At 70.9% G+C, this 18,131-nt stretch carries 15 protein-coding genes and 4 pseudogenes; 1 reads left to right on the top strand and 18 read right to left on the bottom strand.

Going from position 1 to position 18,131, the window contains the following annotated elements; all coding sequences use genetic code 11:
* Positions 1-413: 413 nt before the first annotated feature.
* On the top strand, positions 414-1,406 hold the full coding sequence (locus ACFSL4_RS04230) for an Acg family FMN-binding oxidoreductase (RefSeq protein WP_381078652.1): 993 nt from the start codon (positions 414-416) through the stop codon (positions 1,404-1,406).
* 102 nt (positions 1,407-1,508) lie between these two features.
* On the opposite strand, the gene hypE is transcribed toward ACFSL4_RS04230, so the two are convergent.
* The 18 genes and pseudogenes from hypE to ACFSL4_RS04140 form a co-directional block, all read right to left on the bottom strand.
* Positions 1,509-2,543, bottom strand: a complete 1,035-nt coding sequence (hypE, locus tag ACFSL4_RS04225) for a hydrogenase expression/formation protein HypE (RefSeq protein WP_381078650.1) — start codon at positions 2,541-2,543, stop codon at positions 1,509-1,511.
* Positions 2,540-3,643 (bottom strand): hydrogenase formation protein HypD, encoded by a 1,104-nt coding sequence (gene hypD / locus ACFSL4_RS04220; protein WP_381078648.1) that lies wholly within the window; start codon positions 3,641-3,643, stop codon positions 2,540-2,542. Before hypD ends, hypE begins: the two co-directional genes overlap by 4 nt.
* Complete coding sequence (locus tag ACFSL4_RS04215; RefSeq protein ID WP_381078646.1) at positions 3,640-4,155, bottom strand: CBS domain-containing protein; 516 nt, start codon at positions 4,153-4,155, stop codon at positions 3,640-3,642. The genes hypD and ACFSL4_RS04215 overlap by 4 nt, the downstream gene beginning before the upstream one ends.
* Positions 4,148-5,524 (bottom strand): Ni/Fe hydrogenase subunit alpha, encoded by a 1,377-nt coding sequence (locus ACFSL4_RS04210; protein ID WP_381078644.1) that lies wholly within the window; start codon positions 5,522-5,524, stop codon positions 4,148-4,150. Before ACFSL4_RS04210 ends, ACFSL4_RS04215 begins: the two co-directional genes overlap by 8 nt.
* Positions 5,521-6,273 (bottom strand): NADH-quinone oxidoreductase subunit B family protein, encoded by a 753-nt coding sequence (locus ACFSL4_RS04205; RefSeq protein WP_381078642.1) that lies wholly within the window; start codon positions 6,271-6,273, stop codon positions 5,521-5,523. The genes ACFSL4_RS04210 and ACFSL4_RS04205 overlap by 4 nt, the downstream gene beginning before the upstream one ends.
* On the bottom strand, positions 6,273-7,079 hold the full coding sequence (locus ACFSL4_RS04200; RefSeq protein ID WP_381078640.1) for an FAD/NAD(P)-binding protein: 807 nt from the start codon (positions 7,077-7,079) through the stop codon (positions 6,273-6,275). The genes ACFSL4_RS04205 and ACFSL4_RS04200 overlap by 1 nt, the downstream gene beginning before the upstream one ends.
* The gene (locus ACFSL4_RS04195; protein ID WP_381078637.1) at positions 7,076-7,540 is read right to left on the bottom strand and encodes a Crp/Fnr family transcriptional regulator; all 465 of its coding nucleotides are present in this window, start codon (positions 7,538-7,540) and stop codon (positions 7,076-7,078) included. The genes ACFSL4_RS04200 and ACFSL4_RS04195 overlap by 4 nt, the downstream gene beginning before the upstream one ends.
* Positions 7,537-8,676, bottom strand: a complete 1,140-nt coding sequence (locus tag ACFSL4_RS04190) for a 4Fe-4S dicluster domain-containing protein (RefSeq protein WP_381078634.1) — start codon at positions 8,674-8,676, stop codon at positions 7,537-7,539. The genes ACFSL4_RS04195 and ACFSL4_RS04190 overlap by 4 nt, the downstream gene beginning before the upstream one ends.
* A gap of 283 nt (positions 8,677-8,959) precedes the next feature.
* Positions 8,960-9,217 carry a HypC/HybG/HupF family hydrogenase formation chaperone gene (locus ACFSL4_RS04185; RefSeq protein ID WP_381078631.1) on the bottom strand — a complete coding sequence of 86 codons (258 nt, stop codon included), beginning with the start codon at positions 9,215-9,217 and terminating at the stop codon, positions 8,960-8,962.
* A gap of 6 nt (positions 9,218-9,223) precedes the next feature.
* Positions 9,224-11,512, bottom strand: a complete 2,289-nt coding sequence (hypF, locus tag ACFSL4_RS04180; protein ID WP_381078628.1) for a carbamoyltransferase HypF — start codon at positions 11,510-11,512, stop codon at positions 9,224-9,226.
* Positions 11,509-12,015: a hydrogenase maturation protease gene (locus ACFSL4_RS04175; protein WP_381078625.1), complete on the bottom strand. Its 507-nt coding sequence runs from the start codon at positions 12,013-12,015 to the stop codon at positions 11,509-11,511. The genes hypF and ACFSL4_RS04175 overlap by 4 nt, the downstream gene beginning before the upstream one ends.
* Positions 12,016-12,596: 581 nt before the next feature.
* Positions 12,597-12,917: a hypothetical protein gene (locus ACFSL4_RS04170; protein ID WP_381078622.1), complete on the bottom strand. Its 321-nt coding sequence runs from the start codon at positions 12,915-12,917 to the stop codon at positions 12,597-12,599.
* Positions 12,918-12,961: 44 nt separating this feature from the next.
* Positions 12,962-13,600, bottom strand: coding sequence for an IS5 family transposase (locus ACFSL4_RS04165; RefSeq protein WP_381078619.1), 639 nt, complete (start codon positions 13,598-13,600; stop codon positions 12,962-12,964).
* Positions 13,601-13,605: 5 nt separating this feature from the next.
* Positions 13,606-14,118, bottom strand: a pseudogene (locus ACFSL4_RS04160) (IS701 family transposase); the annotation flags it as partial.
* A 937-nt stretch (positions 14,119-15,055) separates the two neighbouring features.
* Complete coding sequence (locus ACFSL4_RS04155) at positions 15,056-16,057, bottom strand: TIGR00341 family protein (protein ID WP_381078616.1); 1,002 nt, start codon at positions 16,055-16,057, stop codon at positions 15,056-15,058.
* Positions 16,058-16,250: 193 nt separating this feature from the next.
* Positions 16,251-17,089, bottom strand: a pseudogene (locus ACFSL4_RS04150) (IS5 family transposase); the annotation flags it as partial.
* Between the two features lie 74 nt (positions 17,090-17,163).
* Positions 17,164-17,829, bottom strand: a pseudogene (locus tag ACFSL4_RS04145) (transposase); the annotation flags it as partial.
* Between the two features lie 63 nt (positions 17,830-17,892).
* A pseudogene (locus ACFSL4_RS04140) lies at positions 17,893-18,131 on the bottom strand (hypothetical protein); the annotation flags it as partial.

Below are 18,131 nucleotides of genomic sequence, written 5' to 3'. Positions count from 1 at the left end.
GGCCCATCACTGCGTAGGCCCGGCAGTGGTGCCGAACCGCCGAACCCGCGCCAGGCCCGACTCGACAGCCGTGGCAGGCGGTTTGCGCTGCCGAGAAGTGTCGCGGTCGTCGCCTGTCCTCACCGCACTGGCCGGAAACGAGGCGCTCGCGGTCAACGCGCTGCGCGCCGGGGTCTGACACCGTCGCCGCCATATCCCGAAGGGGCTGCCCGTCGAGTTGCCCCTGCCGCGCCGCACGTCTGGTCCGGTGACACGGCCGGCGAGGTCCTCGGCCCGCGACGTGCGACGGGATTCATGCAACCTCGCTTTCCACGGAGGGCCGACCGGCCTCCTTCCTGCTCCGGACAGCCCATAGGGCCGTGCTGCCTTCCGCTGGACGCTCAACGTGCCGAGAAGTCTGCAGGAGAGCCGCGGTGACGCACCACGCGGCAGACGACGCCGCGCTCACCGTCCGGAGGCTGCGCGGCGGCGCCCTGGCCGGACGCCCGCTGTGGCTGTTCAGCAGCGGACCGCTCGACACCTCGGCCTCGGAGCGGGACATCCCGCCCGTGCCCGCGGTTCGGCGGGCCATGTTCCTGACCGACCCTGGCGGCAAAGAGATGGTCATCGCGTGCGGGGCGGCGGTGTTCAACGCCCGGGTCGCCATGCGGCATCTGGGGTTCCGGCCCGTCGTCGACCTGCTGCCCGAACCCGGAGACCCCGCGTTCCTGGCCCGGGTGGGCTACGGCGCCTTCGATGCCCCCACCCGCGACGGGGAGTTCATGGCGCGCGCCATACCGCGCCGGCACACCCATCGCGGTCCCTTCGCGTCCGGTCCGCTTCCGGCGGAACTGCTCGAAGCTCCGGGCGGCCACGCCCGTGCCGAGGGCGCCGTTGTTCAGGTCGTCGGCCATCCGGAGCATCTGGCAACGCTCGCGAGGCTCGTGCGCAGGGCGGAGAACATGCACCGCCACAACCCCTGGCACGCCACCGGGCTGGCGCGGTGCGTCGGGCGGGGCGGTGTGCCGGTCACGGCTGCCCGTCAGTACCCGGACCGCACCCTCCTCGCCGGCCGGGCCTGTCTCGGCCCGCCCCGCCGGCACGCCGACCATGCTCGCAAGGGCCGCGCCGGGACGGGCACCGTCGTCGTGCTGTCCACACCGTCCGACAGCCGGTTGGACCGGTCGCGCACCGGGCAGGCGCTCCGGCGTGTTCTGCTGTGCGCGGCCGCACGCGGCGTCATGGCGGCTTTCCACACCCAGCCGCTGGAACTTCCCGCAGTGCGTGCCGAGTTACGGAAGAGGCTCACCCAGGGCCGATTCCCGCAGATCGTCCAGCGCCTCGGCCGCACACCGCAGAGGTACCGCACCCCGCGGCGTCCCCCGTCCGAGGTGCTGATCCGCGGCGACACAACCGTCCACAGCTGACGTTGCGGCAGCGCGACATCGGCTGTGGACCGTTCAGGCACCGCGAACCCCGGCCGGTGACGTTCAGGGACGCCGATGAGGCCGAATCGGTCTCCCCGGCGGTCAGCAGATGCGCGGCAGTTGCTCGCCCAACGGCATGTCCACCACGCGCCGCGCCCCGACCAGCGTGCGCAGGGTCACCCGGCCGGCCGGCCCGTCCGGCAGGACGTCACCGATCCGGACCGCGTCCCGCCCCTCGGGCACCGAGCGCATCGCGGCGAGCGCATCGTCGGCCGCCGACGGGGCGATGAAGGCGACCAGGCAGCCCTCGTTGGCGACGATCAGGGGATCGAGGCCGAGCAGGTCGCAGGCGGCGGCGACGGCCTCCGGTACGGGCAGCGTGTGTTCGTCGATCTCGACGGCGACGGACGAGTCGCGGGCGATCTCGCCCAGGGCGGCGGCGAGTCCCCCGCGGGTGGGGTCGCGCAGCGTGTGGACGTGCTCGCCGAGCGGCGCCAGGGCGCCGACCAGGCGGTGCAGGGGGCGGGTGTCGGAGGCGATGTCGGCCTCGAAGCCCAGGCCCTCGCGGGTGGAGAGCACGGTGGTGCCGTGCAGCCCGATCGGGCCGGACAGCAGCACCGCGTCGCCGGGACGGGCCAGCGCGGCGGAAGGGTGCAGCGAGCCGTGCCGCTGCCCGATGCCGGTGGTGTTGATGAACAGCTTGTCGGCGGCGCCCCGGCCCACGACTTTGGTGTCCCCGGTGATCACAGGAACGCGGACGGCCTGGGCGGCCTTGCCCAGCGAGCCCAGAACGGAGCGCAGTTCGGCGAGCGGGAGCCCCTCCTCCACGATGAGGGAGACGGACAGGGCTAGGGGCCGGGCGCCCCGCATGGCGAGGTCGTTGACCGTGCCGTGCACGGCGAGGGAGCCGATGTCCCCGCCGGGGAAGAACAGGGGGCTCACCACGAAGCTGTCGGTGCTGATGACCAGCTCCCGGTAGCCCGGCAGCAGGGCCGCGTCCTCCAGCGGGCCGGAGGCTCGGTTGAAAGCGGGCAGCACCAGGGTGTCGAGGAGTTCGGCGGTCAGCCGGCCGCCTGCGCCGTGACCGATCAGGACGACGTCGTCCTCATGGTGGGGAGTCGGGCATGTGCGGGTCATGACGGTGACACTTCCTTCGTGCGGCCGGCCGAGTGGAAAGCGGCGCAGGTCCCCTCGGTGGACACCATGGGGGCGCCGAGCGGATGGCGGGGAGTGCAGCGCGTGCCGTAGGCCGCGCAGTCGGTGGGCAGCCGGGCCCCGGTCAGGATGGCGCCGGCGATGCACTCCGGGTCCTCGGCCGGGCGCAGATCGCCGACGGCGAAGCGGCGCGAGGCGTCGAACCTCGCGTAGGGCTCGGCGAGTTCGAGCCCGCCGGCGGGCAGCACGCCCATGCCGCGCCAGGCCCGGTCGGTGACGTGGAAGACCTCGTCCACCGCCTCCTGCGCTCGCTGGTTCCCCAGGCGGCGCACCGCCCGCACGTACTGGTTCTCCACCGCGTACCGGCCCTGCTCCAGCTGGCTCACCGCCATGAGGATGCCCTCCAGCAGGTCGAGCGGCTCGAAGCCGGTGACCACGATCGGCACGCGGTACCGGGCGGCGATCGGCTCGTACTCGCGCCACCCCATCACCGCGCAGACATGCCCAGCCGCGAGGAATGCCTGCACCTCGCAGTCGGGGTCGTCGAGCAGCGCGGTCATCGCGGGTGGTACGAGGACGTGGCTGACCAGCATCGAGAAGTTCGTGAGCCCCAGGCGGACGGCATGCAGCACCGCCATGGCGTTGGCGGGCGCGGTGGTCTCGAACCCGACCGCCAGGAACACCACCTCGTGGTCCGGTTGCCCGGCGGCCAGTCGGACGGCGTCCATCGGCGTGTAGACGACGCGTACGTCCGCTCCGCGCGCCCGCAGCGACAGCAGATCGGTGTCCGAGCCCGGCACGCGCAGCATGTCGCCGAAACTCGTGAAGATCACCCCGGGCCGGGCGGCGATGGCCATGGCCCGGTCCAGCGTCTCCAGCGGGGTGACGCATACCGGGCAGCCCGGGCCGTGGATCATACGGATGCCGGCGGGCAGCAGTTCGTCGATGCCCTGCCGCACCAGGGTGTGGGTCTGGCCGCCGCACACCTCCATGATCCGCCAGGGCCGCGTGGCTGTGCGGCGCAGTTCGTCGAGGAGGTGCCGGGCCAGCGCCTGATCGCGGTACTCGTCCAGGTACTTCATCGGTGCCTCGGATCGAGCCTGATGTCGGTGATCCCCTCCACCGCCCGCATGGCCCGCGCGAGGTCGGGCACGCGTGTGCGATCCGACAGGATGTCACCGAGGGTGACCACGCCCCCCAGCAGGCCGGTCCCGTCCGCGAGGAGCAGCCGTTTGACGTGTCGGCGCGCCATGACGCGGGCTGCCTCGGCGAGCGCGGCGTCCGCGTGCACGGTCATGGCCGGGCTGCCCATCAGTTCGCCCGCCGTCAGCGCGCTCGCCTTGCCGCGCTCCGCGGGCTGGCCCGCGTAGTCGTCGGCGTAGCCGGCGTAGCCGGCGTCCCGGAACTCCTCCTTGGGCAGCAGATCCACCTCGGGCACCACCCCGATGACCCGTCCCTCGCCCTCGGGGACCGGCAGGGCGCTGACCTTCCACCGGCCGATGAGCTGGACGGTCTCCTTGACCGGGGCCTCGCGGCCGACGGTGACGACGGTGTGCGTCATCACATCGCCCACGGTGCACGGAGGTTCAGGCATCGCAGCCTCCCGTGGTGTTGCCGACCGAGGTGTCTCCCGAGGTGCGGACGACCGTCAGGTCGAGGAAATGGGTGGAACAGGAGATGCACGGGTCGTGGTTGCGGATCGCCCGCTCGCACAGGGACGCCAACTCTTCGTCGTCCGGGTTGTGATCGCCGATGGCGCGCTGGGCCAAGCGCCTGAGGTCGTCCTCGATCGCGCCCTGGTTCTGCGCGGTGGGCGGCACCAGCAGGGCGCCGGTGACGATGCCGTCGGCGTCGATCGCGTAGCGGTGGTAGAGCAGCCCGCGCGGCGCCTCGGTGGCACCGTGCCCGACGCCGGCAACCGGCGGCACCTCGGTGTACGGGCGCGCGGGCGGCTCGTACGCGTCGATGATGCGCAGCGCCTCATCGACGGCGTACACGGTTTCCACCGCCCGCACCAGGATGGACCTGTACGGATTGCGGCACACGGCCCCGTCGCGCGGATCGCCCAGCCCGGCCTCGACCGCTGCCTGCAGTGCCACCGGCGACAGCAGCCGGCCGCTGATCGCGAACCGGGCCAGCGAGCCGGTGAGGTGCAGGCGCCCGTCGAGCCGGGAGTGCAGCGCGGTGGAGTGCGCCACATGGGTCTCGGCGACGTGGTCGGTGAAGTCATGCACCGGGAAGGAACTGGTGGAGCCGCCGGCCCACAGAACGCTGGGCGTGCCGCTCTCGATGGCGTACGTGCCGGAGGCGGCCAGCGCCAGCAGGGCGGCGTCGGTGTGCGCGTCGGGGAACTCGAAGCCGGACACCCAGCGCACGGTCGCCCATGCGTCGTCCAAGGCCCGCTTCAGCTCTCCGGCCAGCGGCTGGAGTTCCTCGCGGGTCGGCGCCCGGTGGAAACCGCCGAGCCGCACGTTCACCGGGTGGATGGCCCGGCCGCCGAGCAGCTCCATCAGGGAGTTACCCGCCTTCTTCAGCCTGAGACCCCGCTCCACCTCGGCCCGGTGCGTGCGCGCCAGCTCGATCGCGCTCGCCCGGCCGAGGAAGTCCGGCGCGTGCAGCAGATAGATGTGCAGGGCATGGCTCTCGATCCACTCGCCGCAGTACAGCAGTCTGCGCAGGTCCCGGATCACCGGATCGACCTGCACCCCGAAGGCGTCCTCGATCGCCGCGCAGGCACTCATCTGGTACGCCACCGGGCAGATCCCGCACACCCGGGCCGTGATGTCCGGTGGCTCGGTGTACGAACGGCCACGCAGGAACGCCTCGAAGAAGCGCGGCGGTTCGTAGATGTTCAGCTGTGCCTCGGTGACCGTGCCGTCGTGGACGTGCAGGCGCAGGGCGCCCTCGCCCTCGACCCGGGTGAGCGAGCCGACGTGCAACACACGGGATCCGCGGTGCGTCACTTGCCCAACTCCTTGTCGAAAGCGGCAGCGTTGAAGGTGTGCAGGAACCGGTCCATGGCGTCCTCGTCGAGTCCGTCGCGGCGCAGCAGCGGGATCAGTGCGGGCAGGTTCGCCGACCCGGACGGTCCGAAGCAGCCGAAGCAGCCTCGCCCGTACGCCGGGCACAGCGCCCCGCATCCGGCGTGCGTGACCGGGCCCAGGCAGGGCGTGCCGTGGGTGACGGTGACGCAGACCGCGCCGCGCCGCTTGCACTCGAAGCACACGCTGTGGTCCGGCACGTCCGGTTTGCGGCCGGCCAGGAACGCGCTGATCACCTCGATCAGCTGCCGCCGGTCGATGGGGCAGCCCCGCAGCTCGAAGTCGACATCCACATGGGCCGACACGGGGGTGGAGGTGGCGAGCGTGGAGACGTACTCGGGACGGGCGTACACCGTACGGCGGTACTCGTCGACGTCCGCGAAGTTCCGCAGGGCCTGGATGCCGCCGGCGGTCGCGCACGCACCGATCGTCACCAAGTGGCGGGAGGCGGCACGGATCGCGCGGATCCGCTCGGCGTCCTCGGCCGTGGTGACCGAGCCCTCCACCAGGGACAGGTCGTACGGTCCGGGCGCCACCGCACTGGACGCCTCGAGGAAGTGCGCGATCTCCACCTCGCCCGCCAGTGCCAGGAGTTCGTCCTCGCAGTCCAGCAGGGTGAGCTGGCAGCCGTCGCAGGAGGCAAGCTTGAACACGGCGAGTGTCGGCGCCATCACAACTCCCTTACGCACAACAGGGGTTCGGCGCGGTCCCAGCCGACGACCGGCCCGTCCCGGCACACCAGCAGGGGACCGAGCTGGCAGTGACCGCAGTGCCCGGTCGCGCAGCGCATGTTCCGCTCCAGCGAGACCCGGATCCGCTCCGGGGCCACTCCCCTGCGGGCGAGATCGCGGCCGGTGGCACGGATCATGGGCTCGGGGCCGCAGACGAAGGCACAGGCGTCGCCCGGCTCGAAGGGTGCCCGGTCGAGGAGCCGGGTCACCACGCCGACATCCCCGTCCCAGCCGGCGTCCGGCCAGTCGACGGTCAGCCCGGTGTACGCCGTCCGCCACAGCCCGATCTCGTCGCGGGCGATCAGGCCGCCCGGAGTGCGCGCTCCGGCGAGCACACTGAACCGGCCGAACGCCTCCGGCTCGGCGAGCACGCGCAGGATCAGCGGCCGCAGCGGGGCCAGTCCGATGCCGCCGGCCACCACCACGACGTCCCGGCCTCTGGCCCGCTCCAGCTCCCAGCTCGTGCCGTACGGGCCGCGCAGCCCGACGACATCGCCGGCCCGAGCCGCGCACAGGCCCTCGGACACCGCGCCCACACTGCGGATCGTGTGGGCCAGACCGCCCGTGGCCTGGACGGAGCTCACCGAGAGGGGGATCTCGCCGCGGCCGAAGCAGTGCACCATCGCGAACTGCCCCGGCGCGAAGTCCGCCAGCGCCTGAGCCACCGGTTCGAGCCGCAGCGTGACCGACTCCTCGGTCTCCCGCCGGCGGTCGACGACGAGGTGCGGAACCGGTACCGCGGTCATCGCGCACCGCCGCCCGGGTGGGCGCCGTACAGGTCGGCCAGCCGGGCGCGGGCCGCGTACAGCCGGTGGGACAGCACCCGGCCGGCCCAGCGGCCTGTCGCCCGGCCGAACCCGGCGTCGTCGTCGCACATCGCACGCACGGCGACGGCGTCGAACTCGTACGCCCGCACCGGGGTCGTCGCCTCGGCGCCCAGTTGCCACACGTACGGTTCGAACAGCCAGGACCGGCCCACGAGATCGCCCGGGCCGAGGGTCTCGATCACTGGCGCGGGATGGCCGGGGACGTACATGTCAAGAGCGACCCTGCCATCGCGGACGACCCAGAAGCGGTCCGCTCGGCCGCCCTCGTCAAAGAGCCGGGCGCCCGGCCTGAATGCGACTTCGCGGGCTGTGCGCATGAGCCGGTCCCGGTGCTCGGGTGGCAGGGCGTGAGTCATGCGCAGCGTGATCGAGGGGGTCATCGCTCCGTCTCCGTCTCGAGTTCGGTGCGCAACGCGGCGACTTCCTCGGTGATGTCGATGCCGACAGGGCACCAGGCGATGCACCGCCCGCAGCCGACGCAACCGGAGCTGCCGAACTGCTCGTGCCAGGTGGAGAGTTTGTGGGTGAGCCACTGCCGGTAGCGGGCCCGCCCCGAGGAGCGGACCGGTCCTTCGTGCAGATGCGAGAAGTCCAGGTCGAAGCAGGAGTCCCAACGCTGCCACCGTTCGGTGTGGTCACCGGTGAGGTCGGTGGCCTCCTCGGTGGTCACGCAGAAGCAGGTGGGGCAGACCATCGTGCAGTTGCCGCAGGTCAGGCAGCGAGCGGCGACATCGTCCCAGCGTTCGGCGTCCAGGCTCGCCCCCATCAGCTGCCGCAGGTCGACCGCGGGCAACGCCCTGCCCATGCGGTCGCGGGCGGCATCCACCGAGGCGCGGGCCCCGATCCGTGTCGCCGTGTCGGCGACACGGTGCGGCACGTCCTCGAGCAGCCGGGCACCCTCCTCGCTGCCGACACGCACCAGGAACCGGTGACCGTCCCCGTCCACCACCTCCGTCAGCGCCAGGTCGTACCCGGGGCCGACCGCGGGCCCGCCGCCCGCCGACACGCAGAAGCAGGTCGCGCCGGGCTCGGTGCACTCCGCGGCGATCAGCAGGGCACGGCTCCTGCGCGCGCCGTAGCGGGTGTCCTCATACCGCCCGCCGGTCAGCACTTGGTCCTGGACCGCGATGGCCCGCAGGTCGCAGGGCCGGACGCCCAGGAAGGCATACGAAGGCGGCTCGGGCTCGTCCGCGGTGAAGGAGATGTCGCCCTGCGGCGACCGGTCGGCACTCCACAGCCGTTCGCGAGCCGGATGCAGGAAAGACTTCCAGGACTGCGGGCCTGCGCTGTGCGCGAAGGCGGCCCCGTCCTCGCGCGGGAGGAGCCGGTAGCGTCCGGCGTCGGCCTCGGCACCCCAGCCGTAGGGCAGTTGAGCCGCCGACGACAACTCGGCCAGCACGACCGCCCCGTCACGGACCGTCGGCCCGACCACGGTCCGGCCCTGCGCCAGAAGCACGGACACCAGGGCGTCCAGACCGTCCCGGTCGAGTACGACGGCGGTTCCGGTGGCGGTCATGACGGTCCTCTCTGTCCGAAGTGCCCGGCGGGTTTGAGGTGTTGAAGGTGCTCCGTGTTCCTCCACTCCAGCGTTCAGCCCCGCAGGGGTCTGCGACAGGGACTGACCGGCCCTACCCGCCGGGCCGACCGGTTCCAGGGGGCGGCCTGCTTACCCGGGGAGGGGCCGGCCCCGCAGATGCGCGGGGCTGACACCATGCGGCTCCGCCGCGTGGTCGCGCCCAGCCGCAGACGGCCTGCACCATGAAGGACGGCGTTTGAGGGGCGGCCCTCTCAGCGGAGCGTCACGGCAGCGGTTCGCCCAGCTCTCCCTCGACCGCCCCCGCCATGGCCCGCAGCACCTCCAGGGTGCGGCGCGCCTCCTCCTCGTCGACCTGGCTGATCGCGAAGCCGACGTGCACGACGACGTACGACCCGACGTCCGCCTCCGGTGTGCAGCTCAGGCAGACCTCGCGCCGTACTCCGCCGAAGTCGACGGTGGCCATGCGCAGTCCGGCTTCGTCGTGGATCTCCACCACCCGGCCCGGGATGCCCAGGCACATGCGAACTCACTCCTCCCCGGCCAGGCGTGCGGCCGCGACCGCCGCCTGGCCGTAGCTGATGCCGCCGTCCCCGACCGGGACCTGGCCGCCGACCAGCACCCGCAGCCCCTGAGCGTGCAGTCGGCGCTTCACCTCGGTCGTCAACCGCCGATTGACAAAGCAGCCGCCGCCCAGGCACACCGTGCGCGGCGCGCCGTCCGCCACGGCCCGAGCGGCCAGGTCCGCGGTGACGATCGCCAGCGTCAGGTGGAAGGCCGCGGCCAGCCGGGCCACCGGCTCCCCGCCCAGCCGTCGCTGCAGCAGGTCGGTCAGGGTCGACGCGGGGTCGTACACCCACAGGCCGTCCACACGCACGACACGGTGGGCGAGGGGCACCGCGTGCTCGTCGCCCGCCGCCGCTTCGAGCAGGACGGCCGCCTCACCCTCGTAGCCGGCTGTGTCGGCGAGCCCGAGCAGGGAGGCGACCGTGTCGAAGAGCCGTCCGGCGCTGGACGCCCGTGGGCAGTTGACGTCCTGGGCGATCATGGCGCGCACGGCGGCGACCTCGGCCGCATCGAGCCGGTCGGTGAAGACACGGGTGAGCCACGGGTACGGGCGTGGGGACCCGAGCGGCTCGCCGCCGAGCAGATACCCGAGAGCCGTGCGGGACGGATGGCGTACCGCCGCTTCGCCGCCAGGCAGGGGCGCGGTCGCGAACCTGCCGGCGCGGCGGTAGCCGCTCAGTGTGGCGACCAGGATCTCGCCGCCCCACAGGGTGCCGTCGTCGCCGAGCCCCAGCCCGTCGTAGGCGATGCCGAGGAACGCTCCGCGCACCCCGTGCTCGGCCGCGCAGGCGACCACGTGCGCGTGGTGGTGCTGCACCGCGACGCGGCGCAGCGGCTGCGCCTCGGCCCACTGCGTGGACAGGTAGCCAGGGTGCAGATCGTGGGCGAGGATCCGCGGCTCGATGCCGGTGAGGTGCTTCAGGTGCTCGTACGACGCCTGGAACGCCTCGTAGGCGGCCAGGTCGGCCAGGTCGCCGGTGTGCGGCCCGAGGTGGGCGCTGCCGTCGGCTGCCAGTGTGAACGTGTGCTTCAGATGGGCACCGATCCCGGCGACCGGCTCCCGTACGGCAAGCGGCAGCGGCGCGGGGGCCAGGCCGCGGGCCCGGCGGATCGTGATCCGGGTCCGCCCGGCGAACTGGACCACCGAGTCGTCGTAGCGGGAGAGGATCTGCCGGTCGTGGGTGAGGAAGCCGTCCGCGACGCCGGCCAGGGCACGGCGCGCCTCCACGTCGTGAATGGCGATGGGCTCGTCGCTCAGGTTGCCGCTGGTGACCACGAGCGGCCGGGCCAGCGCGTCGAGGAGCAGATGGTGCAGCCCTGTGGTGGGCAGGAACAGGCCGACGCGGGTGAGCCCGGGGTGCACCTCGTACGCGAGTCGGGACATGCCGCGGCACCAACGGGCGAGCAGCACCACAGGCCGCTCCGGGGAGGTCAGGGCCTGCATTTCGGTGGCACCGATCTGCGCCAGCCGGGATGCCGTGCCCAGGTCGGGGACCATCACGGCGAATGGTTTCGCCGGGCGGTGCTTGCGGCTGCGCAGCTCTGCCACGGCCCGCGGGTCGCCTGCATCGCAGATGAGCTGATAGCCGCCGAGGCCCTTCAACGCGACGATCCCGCCCGTCTCCACGGTCTTGACCGCCGCCCGCAGCGCCTCCTCGCCACGCAGGTCTTCCCACGCCAACTGCGGTCCGCAGACCGGGCAGGCGACGGGTTCGGCGTGGAAACGCCGGTCGGCCGGGTCGGCGTACTCGGCCGCGCACTCCGCGCACAGCGGGAAGCGCCGCATCGTCGTGCGGACCCGGTCGTAAGGCAGGTCCTCGATGATCGTGGCGCGCGGCCCGCAGTCCGTGCAGTTGATGAACGGGTAGCGGTAGCGCCGGTCCCCGGGGTCGAACAGCTCACGCAGGCAGGATTCGCAGATCGCCGCGTCGGGGGGGACCTCGCGCGGGGCGGTGCCGGCTTGCGCGGGCGGGCTGTGCCGTACGTGGAAGCCCCGGCCGTGGGCCGGCGAATCCCGTGTGCTCTCGGTCAGCCGGACACGGCGCACCCGGGCGAGCGCCGGTGCTTCGGCCCGCAGCCGGGCGGCGAACTCCTCGATCGTGCCGATCGGTCCCGCGACCTCACCCTCCACATGGCCGTTGACATTGGCCACCCAGCCGTCCAGACCGAGCTTGGCCGCGGTGCGGTAGACGAACGGCCGGAAGCCGACTCCCTGGACGATGCCGTCCACGTGGAAGGTCCGCATGGTCATGCCGGCCTCCCGGACACCCTGTTCCGGAAGCGGGTGATCTCGTCCTCGACGGCGGAGACGAGCGGCTCGACGACCGCCTCGACGGCGGGGGAAAGGCCGGCACCGAAATCCGTCTCGGCGCCCTCGACGGCGTACACGACCAGACGCTCGGGCAACAGTCCGAGGAGCCGGGCGAGTTCCACGGCCTCGCCGAGGCCCAGCCCGTGCGAGCTGGTGGCCGACGGCTGTGCAAGGCACTCGGCCTCGATCTCAAGGCGGTGCACACGCCCCGGAGTCCCCGGATGCGCGTGCGCGGCGTCCACGACCACGGCGAGCGCCGCACCCTGCCACAGGCCGATCAGCCGCCCCGGGTCGCCGTCACAGGCGGCCAGTACCGTTCCCGGCGGCAGCGGCCGTGTCTCAGCCCGTTCCCGCAACCGGGCGACAACACTCCAGCCCACACCGTCGTCGCGCCGGAAGTCGTTCCCGACGCCAACCACGGCGATCCGCTCACCCACCCTCATGCATCCCAACCTGCGCTGCCGGACCCCGGCTCCACAGGGGCCGAACGGCCCTGGCGCGAGGGCCGCCCCTCCTCACCGTCCGTGACTCGGCCGGATGTTCACTGACACGGCGGCTGTGCGCCTGTCGGGTCGGGGACGGGACGCCGTGCATCCTTGCGAACGTGGGTCTTCCCGTCCCCGCCCGCCGAACCCGCCGTGCGAGTTGGCCCCGCAACGGGCTCTCCACGTGTCTTGCCCAGCGATCAGCCGTGGCTGGCTGCCGATTCGATGGTCCACGGAGTCGGAATCCTCGCTGCTGGACCGCACGTTGATGTGCAACCAGAGCCACCTTCTGCACACGCTCCGCGAGTTCGGCACCTGCTACAACTGCCACCGGCCGTACCGAACCCTGGGACAGGCCTCGCCGCTACGCCCACTACCCACACCGATCAACATGCCAGAACAGACCGGACACCTTGAGGTCCACCGACGAGACCGGCTCGGCGGAGCCCTGCACGAGTGCCAACATGCCTCCTGAGCAGGCCGGATGACTTATCGGCACCCGCAGCTGTGGTCACGCAGTTCCCCAAGGCATGGCGGGCTCAGTCAGCATCGAATGGTTCGTCACTCCACCTGAACCAAGCACGACCGTCACTGATGTGCAGAAGAAACTCCGCGACCGGACCTGACGGGGCCACCAGCGACAAGGTGTCCGCGATCCGGTCGTAGGAGTCGTCGAACCGCTCGTACTCCTCCGCCTCCATCAGAGCCAGCGACTCGTCGAACCACGGCTTCACCTCTCCGAACGTCGGCGTTGGAACGAAGCGACCGTTCAGCCATGGAAAGTCGGCCTCGTCGATCACGATCTCGCCGAGCAGTTCCTCCTGCCGCATCAGTCGCCAGACTTCGCCCTCGAAACCCATCCCGCCGGCTCTCCGTCCATGTCTTGGTGCCGCCGGGCAGCCTCTCACGTGGCAAGGACAACGAGGCAGGAGCGCCGGCGAGCTGCTGGCCAGCCGTATCGGCGACATCGCCGAGCTGACCCTTGTGCCCGAGCACACCCGCTCCCACGGCTCCGTGCAGCTTGACCACCACACCGACGGTGTCCGTCAAAGCGGAACAAGCTCAGCTTGCAGAGCTGCTTGTCGAAGGCCGGCGGGCGCCCGCCTCGGCTGCCGCATCGGAGCCGGTTGCGGACCTGGCCGGCCCGCTCAGGGATGGTGTGGCCGATGCCGTGCCGTCGCAGCCAGGTGCGGATGGCCCCGGCAGCGTGCTGGTGGGCGCGGACGACGGTGGAGTCGACCGATACCAGCCAGTCGATGTCCCCAGCCGTGTCGGCGTGCGCCTGGGCGGCCCGGAGCATGCGCTCGAAGGTGCCTTCCAGAGCCCACCGGCGAAAGCGGGTGTGCAGCGTGGCCCACGGGCCGTACCACTCCGGCGCGTCCCGCCAGGCCCTCCCGGTGCGGAACTTCCACACGATCCCGTTGAGCACCTTGCGGTCGCCCTGCCGCTTCCGGCCGCGCAGCGACACCGGCAGCAGCGGCCGAACGAACTCCCACTCGGCATCGGACAGTTCATGGCGATGTATCACACGACCGTGATCCATCACTCCATGTCCAGGGCGAGGCGCCACTTCTCGCGGTGTGTGACATCCGCCGGGATGCGGGAGAGCGCCCGGCGGTCGGTGTCCGCCGCCCACTCCCGGGGCAGGAACAGGCGCCATTGCAGCGGACACGACGCGGTGTCGGTCGCGGCATGGACGCTGACCGCGACCTGGCAGTTGGCCCGTTTTCCCAGGGCTCCGCAGTACTGCGGAGCCACCCCGGCCGACATCCGGCCGTCCTTGGGCACCGACACGTCGTCGATCACCCAGGTCACCGGAGCGATCAGCGGCAGCATCCGTTCGCAGACCCGGCGCTGTACCGGCCCCGGATCCCAGGTGGACTGGTTCACGAACTGCTGCAGGTTTCGCTCGTTGCCGTCCGGTGATCGCGAGGCCATCGCCTGGATCGGCTTCCGGCGGCCGTCCAGCATCAGCCCGCGCAGGCAGCAGTCGCCCTCGGCCCGCTGGTCCTTTCGCGGCACCGAAGCGAACACATCCGCCACGAACAGCGCCAACTTCACCCGAACACGGTTTACTTCAAGTGCATGCGCTCAACCCAACATGCTCCCGAACAGGCTCAACCGGAAGACCTAACGGAGTCCTACCAGGGGGTGTTTCGAAAGTCCTGTGCGGTGCCCGCGGTGTCCGGTGCGTGCTCTCGGCGTGCCGGACGAAGGCCCTCGTACTGGACGTACTCGGGGTTTCGGCCGGTGCGGCGAGTGGGGGTGCCCCCTGCTCGAAGAGCCTGGGGGAGCGCGCCGGGCGCCGTGGGTGCTGTGCGGGACTTTCGAAACACCCCCTAGGGTGCCCGTGGCTGGACGGTCTCGCGTCCACGGTCAGGTACAGCACGGCGTCCGGGTTGTCCGGGCATGGTACGAGAGGCCGAAGCGGCCATGGGCGTCACTGCGTGTGCGGGCCGGCAAACGAGCGCCGGCACCGGGGTAATCCCCGGCCTGAAGCAGCGTCACCTCGGCAGCGACGATGGGCCGACTGCCACTGCGCACGGCACCGCGCTGCATCAGCGTGTCGTGTCGGGCCGACGATCCACCGGTGGTTTCTGGATTACGAGGCCCCCACCACGAGGGAGGCCATAAGGGCGGTGACCAGAGCGGCTCTGCGACGACGTGCAAGAACTCCATATCTCGGGCAGGAACAGGGCGGCCGCCGGGCGTTCCGTCGGCAGAGTCTCGGCGCCTTGGCTATGGGGTTCACGGTTTCAGTGAAGCGGCACGGACGCGACCCATGCCGCCGTCGCATGGCGTCGCTGCCACCCTTTCAGGTGACCGAACAGGACCGGACGACCCTGGCGGCCACACGCGGTGGCGGCCGACGACGTTCTGGACAGCGCGTCCGAGGCCGGCAAAGTCCCCGTTCCGGGGAGCTGGCGGCGGGTGTGCCGACAAGTACCCTGCTCCCGTCACGGACGACGGGCACGGCTGGAATGGCCCGGTGCGACGCTCAGCCGCCGACCACTCCGGCGTCGATGCGCTGACCACGCGACGCGTCCACCACGACGGGGATGCCGTCCGGGATACGTCCCTCGAGCCGGTCGAGCAGAAACTTCACCGGCGGGAGGTCTCCGGGGCTGCGGACGTGGACGTGCATCGTCCGGGAAGTCGCGTCGACGCTCGTGACGGACGCGCCCGGCACGTCGGCGAGCCACTGCTCAGCCGCGTCCTTGGTCCGGCCGGTCCACGTGTTGAGCAGGAGCGTGATCACGGTGTTGGCCGTCAGCGGAATGAACACAAGTGCGAACAGCAGGATCATGGCGGCATATGCCCTTCGGGCGGGCCGTCCGGCTGCCTTGTCGGCCTCCACGCCGTAGCCGAGCGAGGCGAAGACCACCATGCCCCCGAAGACCAGGGCGAAGAGGTTCGACACGAACAGCACCAGCGCGCCCAGTGCCAGCCATCCCGACATCTGTCCAAGACATACTCCGGCCACCGCCAGGGGCGGGACGAGAGAGATGGCGATCGCGACTCCGGGCAGCACGGCGGCGACGTCCCGGCGGGCCAGCGCCACCGCGCCGGCGAAGCCGGTCGCCAGGGCGGCGATCAGGTCCATCAGGCCCGGCGACGTCCGCGACGAGATCTGGCTGTTGGACAGCAGGTCGTAGTCACTGGGGAGGACCACCGACATGGCCATCCCGACTGCGGTCACCAGCAGGCACGCGAGGAGGACGACCTTGGCCGATCCGGTGCGGCGGCGCTTCACCGATCCCAGGGCGATGCCCATGATGGGCGTGGAAAGCGGCGCGATGATCATCGCGCCGATCACGGTGGCCGTCGAGTCCGTGAGTACGCCGCCGGACGCGATGACCGACGACAGCGTCAGCATGGTCCAGAAGGCCGAACGCTTGGACGTGGTGTCCCCAAACGACAGATCCAGATCCTGGGTCAGTTCGTCCAGCGAGCGGCGCTGGGAGGCCGGCAGGACACGGGCGCGGACTTTGCCGATCATGTCCCCAAACAACCACGATCAGTCCGGTTTCGGCATGCAGGACACAGGCATGCGCCTGCGCGAGTCCGTCTCCGGCCCGGGGGCCAGTGAAGGATCTTCTCCTTGACCCGCCGGGATTCGGCGTCGGTGAGGCTTCCGTCGTCGAACGCCTTGAGAGGGCGTTTGATGCGACCGATGCGCTACTTATATTCCGGTAGGTTCCTCGCCAGGTTGGCACAGTCTCGTCCGTCATGCGCTTGGCGAGGTTGTCGATCGAAGCGAGACGGATCATGGCTTCGGAGCTGGCGGCGAGTGTCTCGTAGTCGCGGGCAAGGCGTCTGCGCATCATGATCCAGCCGACACTCCGCTCCACCACCCAACACCTTTTCAAGACGTGAAAGCCGCGAGTTCCTGGGTTTTTGTCGACGACTTCGACATCGATCCCGAGTTTCGCTCCGTGTTCGACGACGGCCTTCTTGAAGCCGGTGTACACCCAGCTCTTGGCGATGGTTGGACACGTCTCCTTTGCCTGGTCGAGGAGGCGTATCCCCAAGGCACACTCTCGGAGAGGCTGGCGGCGGTGACGGTCACGGCGAGGATCAGGCCGATCGTGTCGGTGAGGATGCCGCGCCTCCGGCCCACGATCTTCTTCGCAGCATCGCTTCCCTGGCTGGTCACGGGCACGTTGGTGGAGGTCTTGACGCTCTGGGTGTCGATGACGGAGGCCGTCGGTTCGGGTTTCCGGCCTTCCTTCATGCGGGCCAGGGCGGTGAGGTCGCAATTGAGCTGGGCGAAGATACCTTCGTCGCGCCAGGCGGCGTAGTAGAAGTAGACGGTGCCGTGGCCGGGGAAGTCGCGTGGGAGGTGCTTCCAGGGAATTCCGGTGCGGTTGAGATAGAGGATCGCGTTGATCACGTCGCGCAGGTCGACTTTCGCCGGCTGGCCGGTGGGGCAACCCTCGAGGCGGGCATTCCGCCATGCTGTCAACGTCGGTTCGATCAGAGCCCATCGGCCGTCGGACAGGTCGCTGGGACACGGCTTTCGGTCACCCATGACACAGCCTGAGCATGAGCATGCCGGAACCGCTCGCTCCGTTGGCAGCCGGAAGGTTCTGTCATATCTCTACGTCAGACGGGCTTCCGGACCCAGAAGCGGATGAGACGGGTGGCGAGGCTTCCGCCCTGCCGGGTGATGTTCTTCGCATATCGGGCTATCCGCGATGATGTGAGGCGCTCGCACAAGGTGTGTACCGGCCTTGACCTGCACAAACGCCCTCTGATTCTGACGTGCAGACGCTTGAAGCACCGGATGCGCATGTGCCCGTACTTGTCGAGACCGTGCTCGGTCTCGTGCAGGGGATCTCCCCATGTGTCCGGGGCGTGGAACTCGAATCTGCTGCCATGGCGTCGGGGCCGGCCGCCTTTGGGGCCCACGCCGCCGTTCGCGGGCGGGTCGCGGTAGAGGACGCGGTCGCCACGCATGCGTACGCACACCTCTACCGGCAGGTCGGCGAGCTGGTGGGCGAGGTAGGGGCCGTCGTATCCGCAGTCGGCCACGATCCGGATCGGCTCGTCGCCCTCTCGCCACCGTCCCAGGGCCACGAGCCTGGTGACGACCTCACGCAGCTGGTGGGCGGTGCACTGCTGAATCTGGTCGCCGGGGCGCAGGCGGCGTGCCTCGAGTGGAGCGGTCCAGGAGGTGGGTCCGCTGGACAGGGCGGCGATGACCGAGTACGCCCAGCCGGGGATCATCTCGTGAGTGCCCTCGGCGCGTCCGTAGGTGTGGCAGAAGGTGCGCTGGTTGCTGGCGTTCGCGTTGAGCTTGTTCCGTTTTGACGGACACCGTCGGTGTGGTGGTCAAGCCGCGAGGGCGGCCTCACAGTCGGCGGGTGTGCGATAGCCGAGGCTGCTGTGCAGTCGCTGCAAGTTGTACCAGCTCTCGACCAGCTCGGTCCGCAGGTGGTCGGCGGTGGCCCAGCCGACGACGCGGCGGGAGGCGATGTCGATGACGGTGGCCAGGTAGAGCCGGCCTTCCTCGGAGGGGTGAAGTAGGCCGCCGACGAGGTGCCCGTGGTTCGGGTCCTTTTCCGACGGCC

The sequence above is a fragment of the Streptomyces caeni genome (assembly GCF_042678285.1).
Taxonomy (GTDB): Bacteria; Actinomycetota; Actinomycetes; order Streptomycetales; family Streptomycetaceae; genus Streptomyces; species Streptomyces caeni.
The sequence above is the reverse complement of the archived record's forward strand: the minus strand, read 5'-3'. Positions and strand labels throughout refer to the sequence as shown.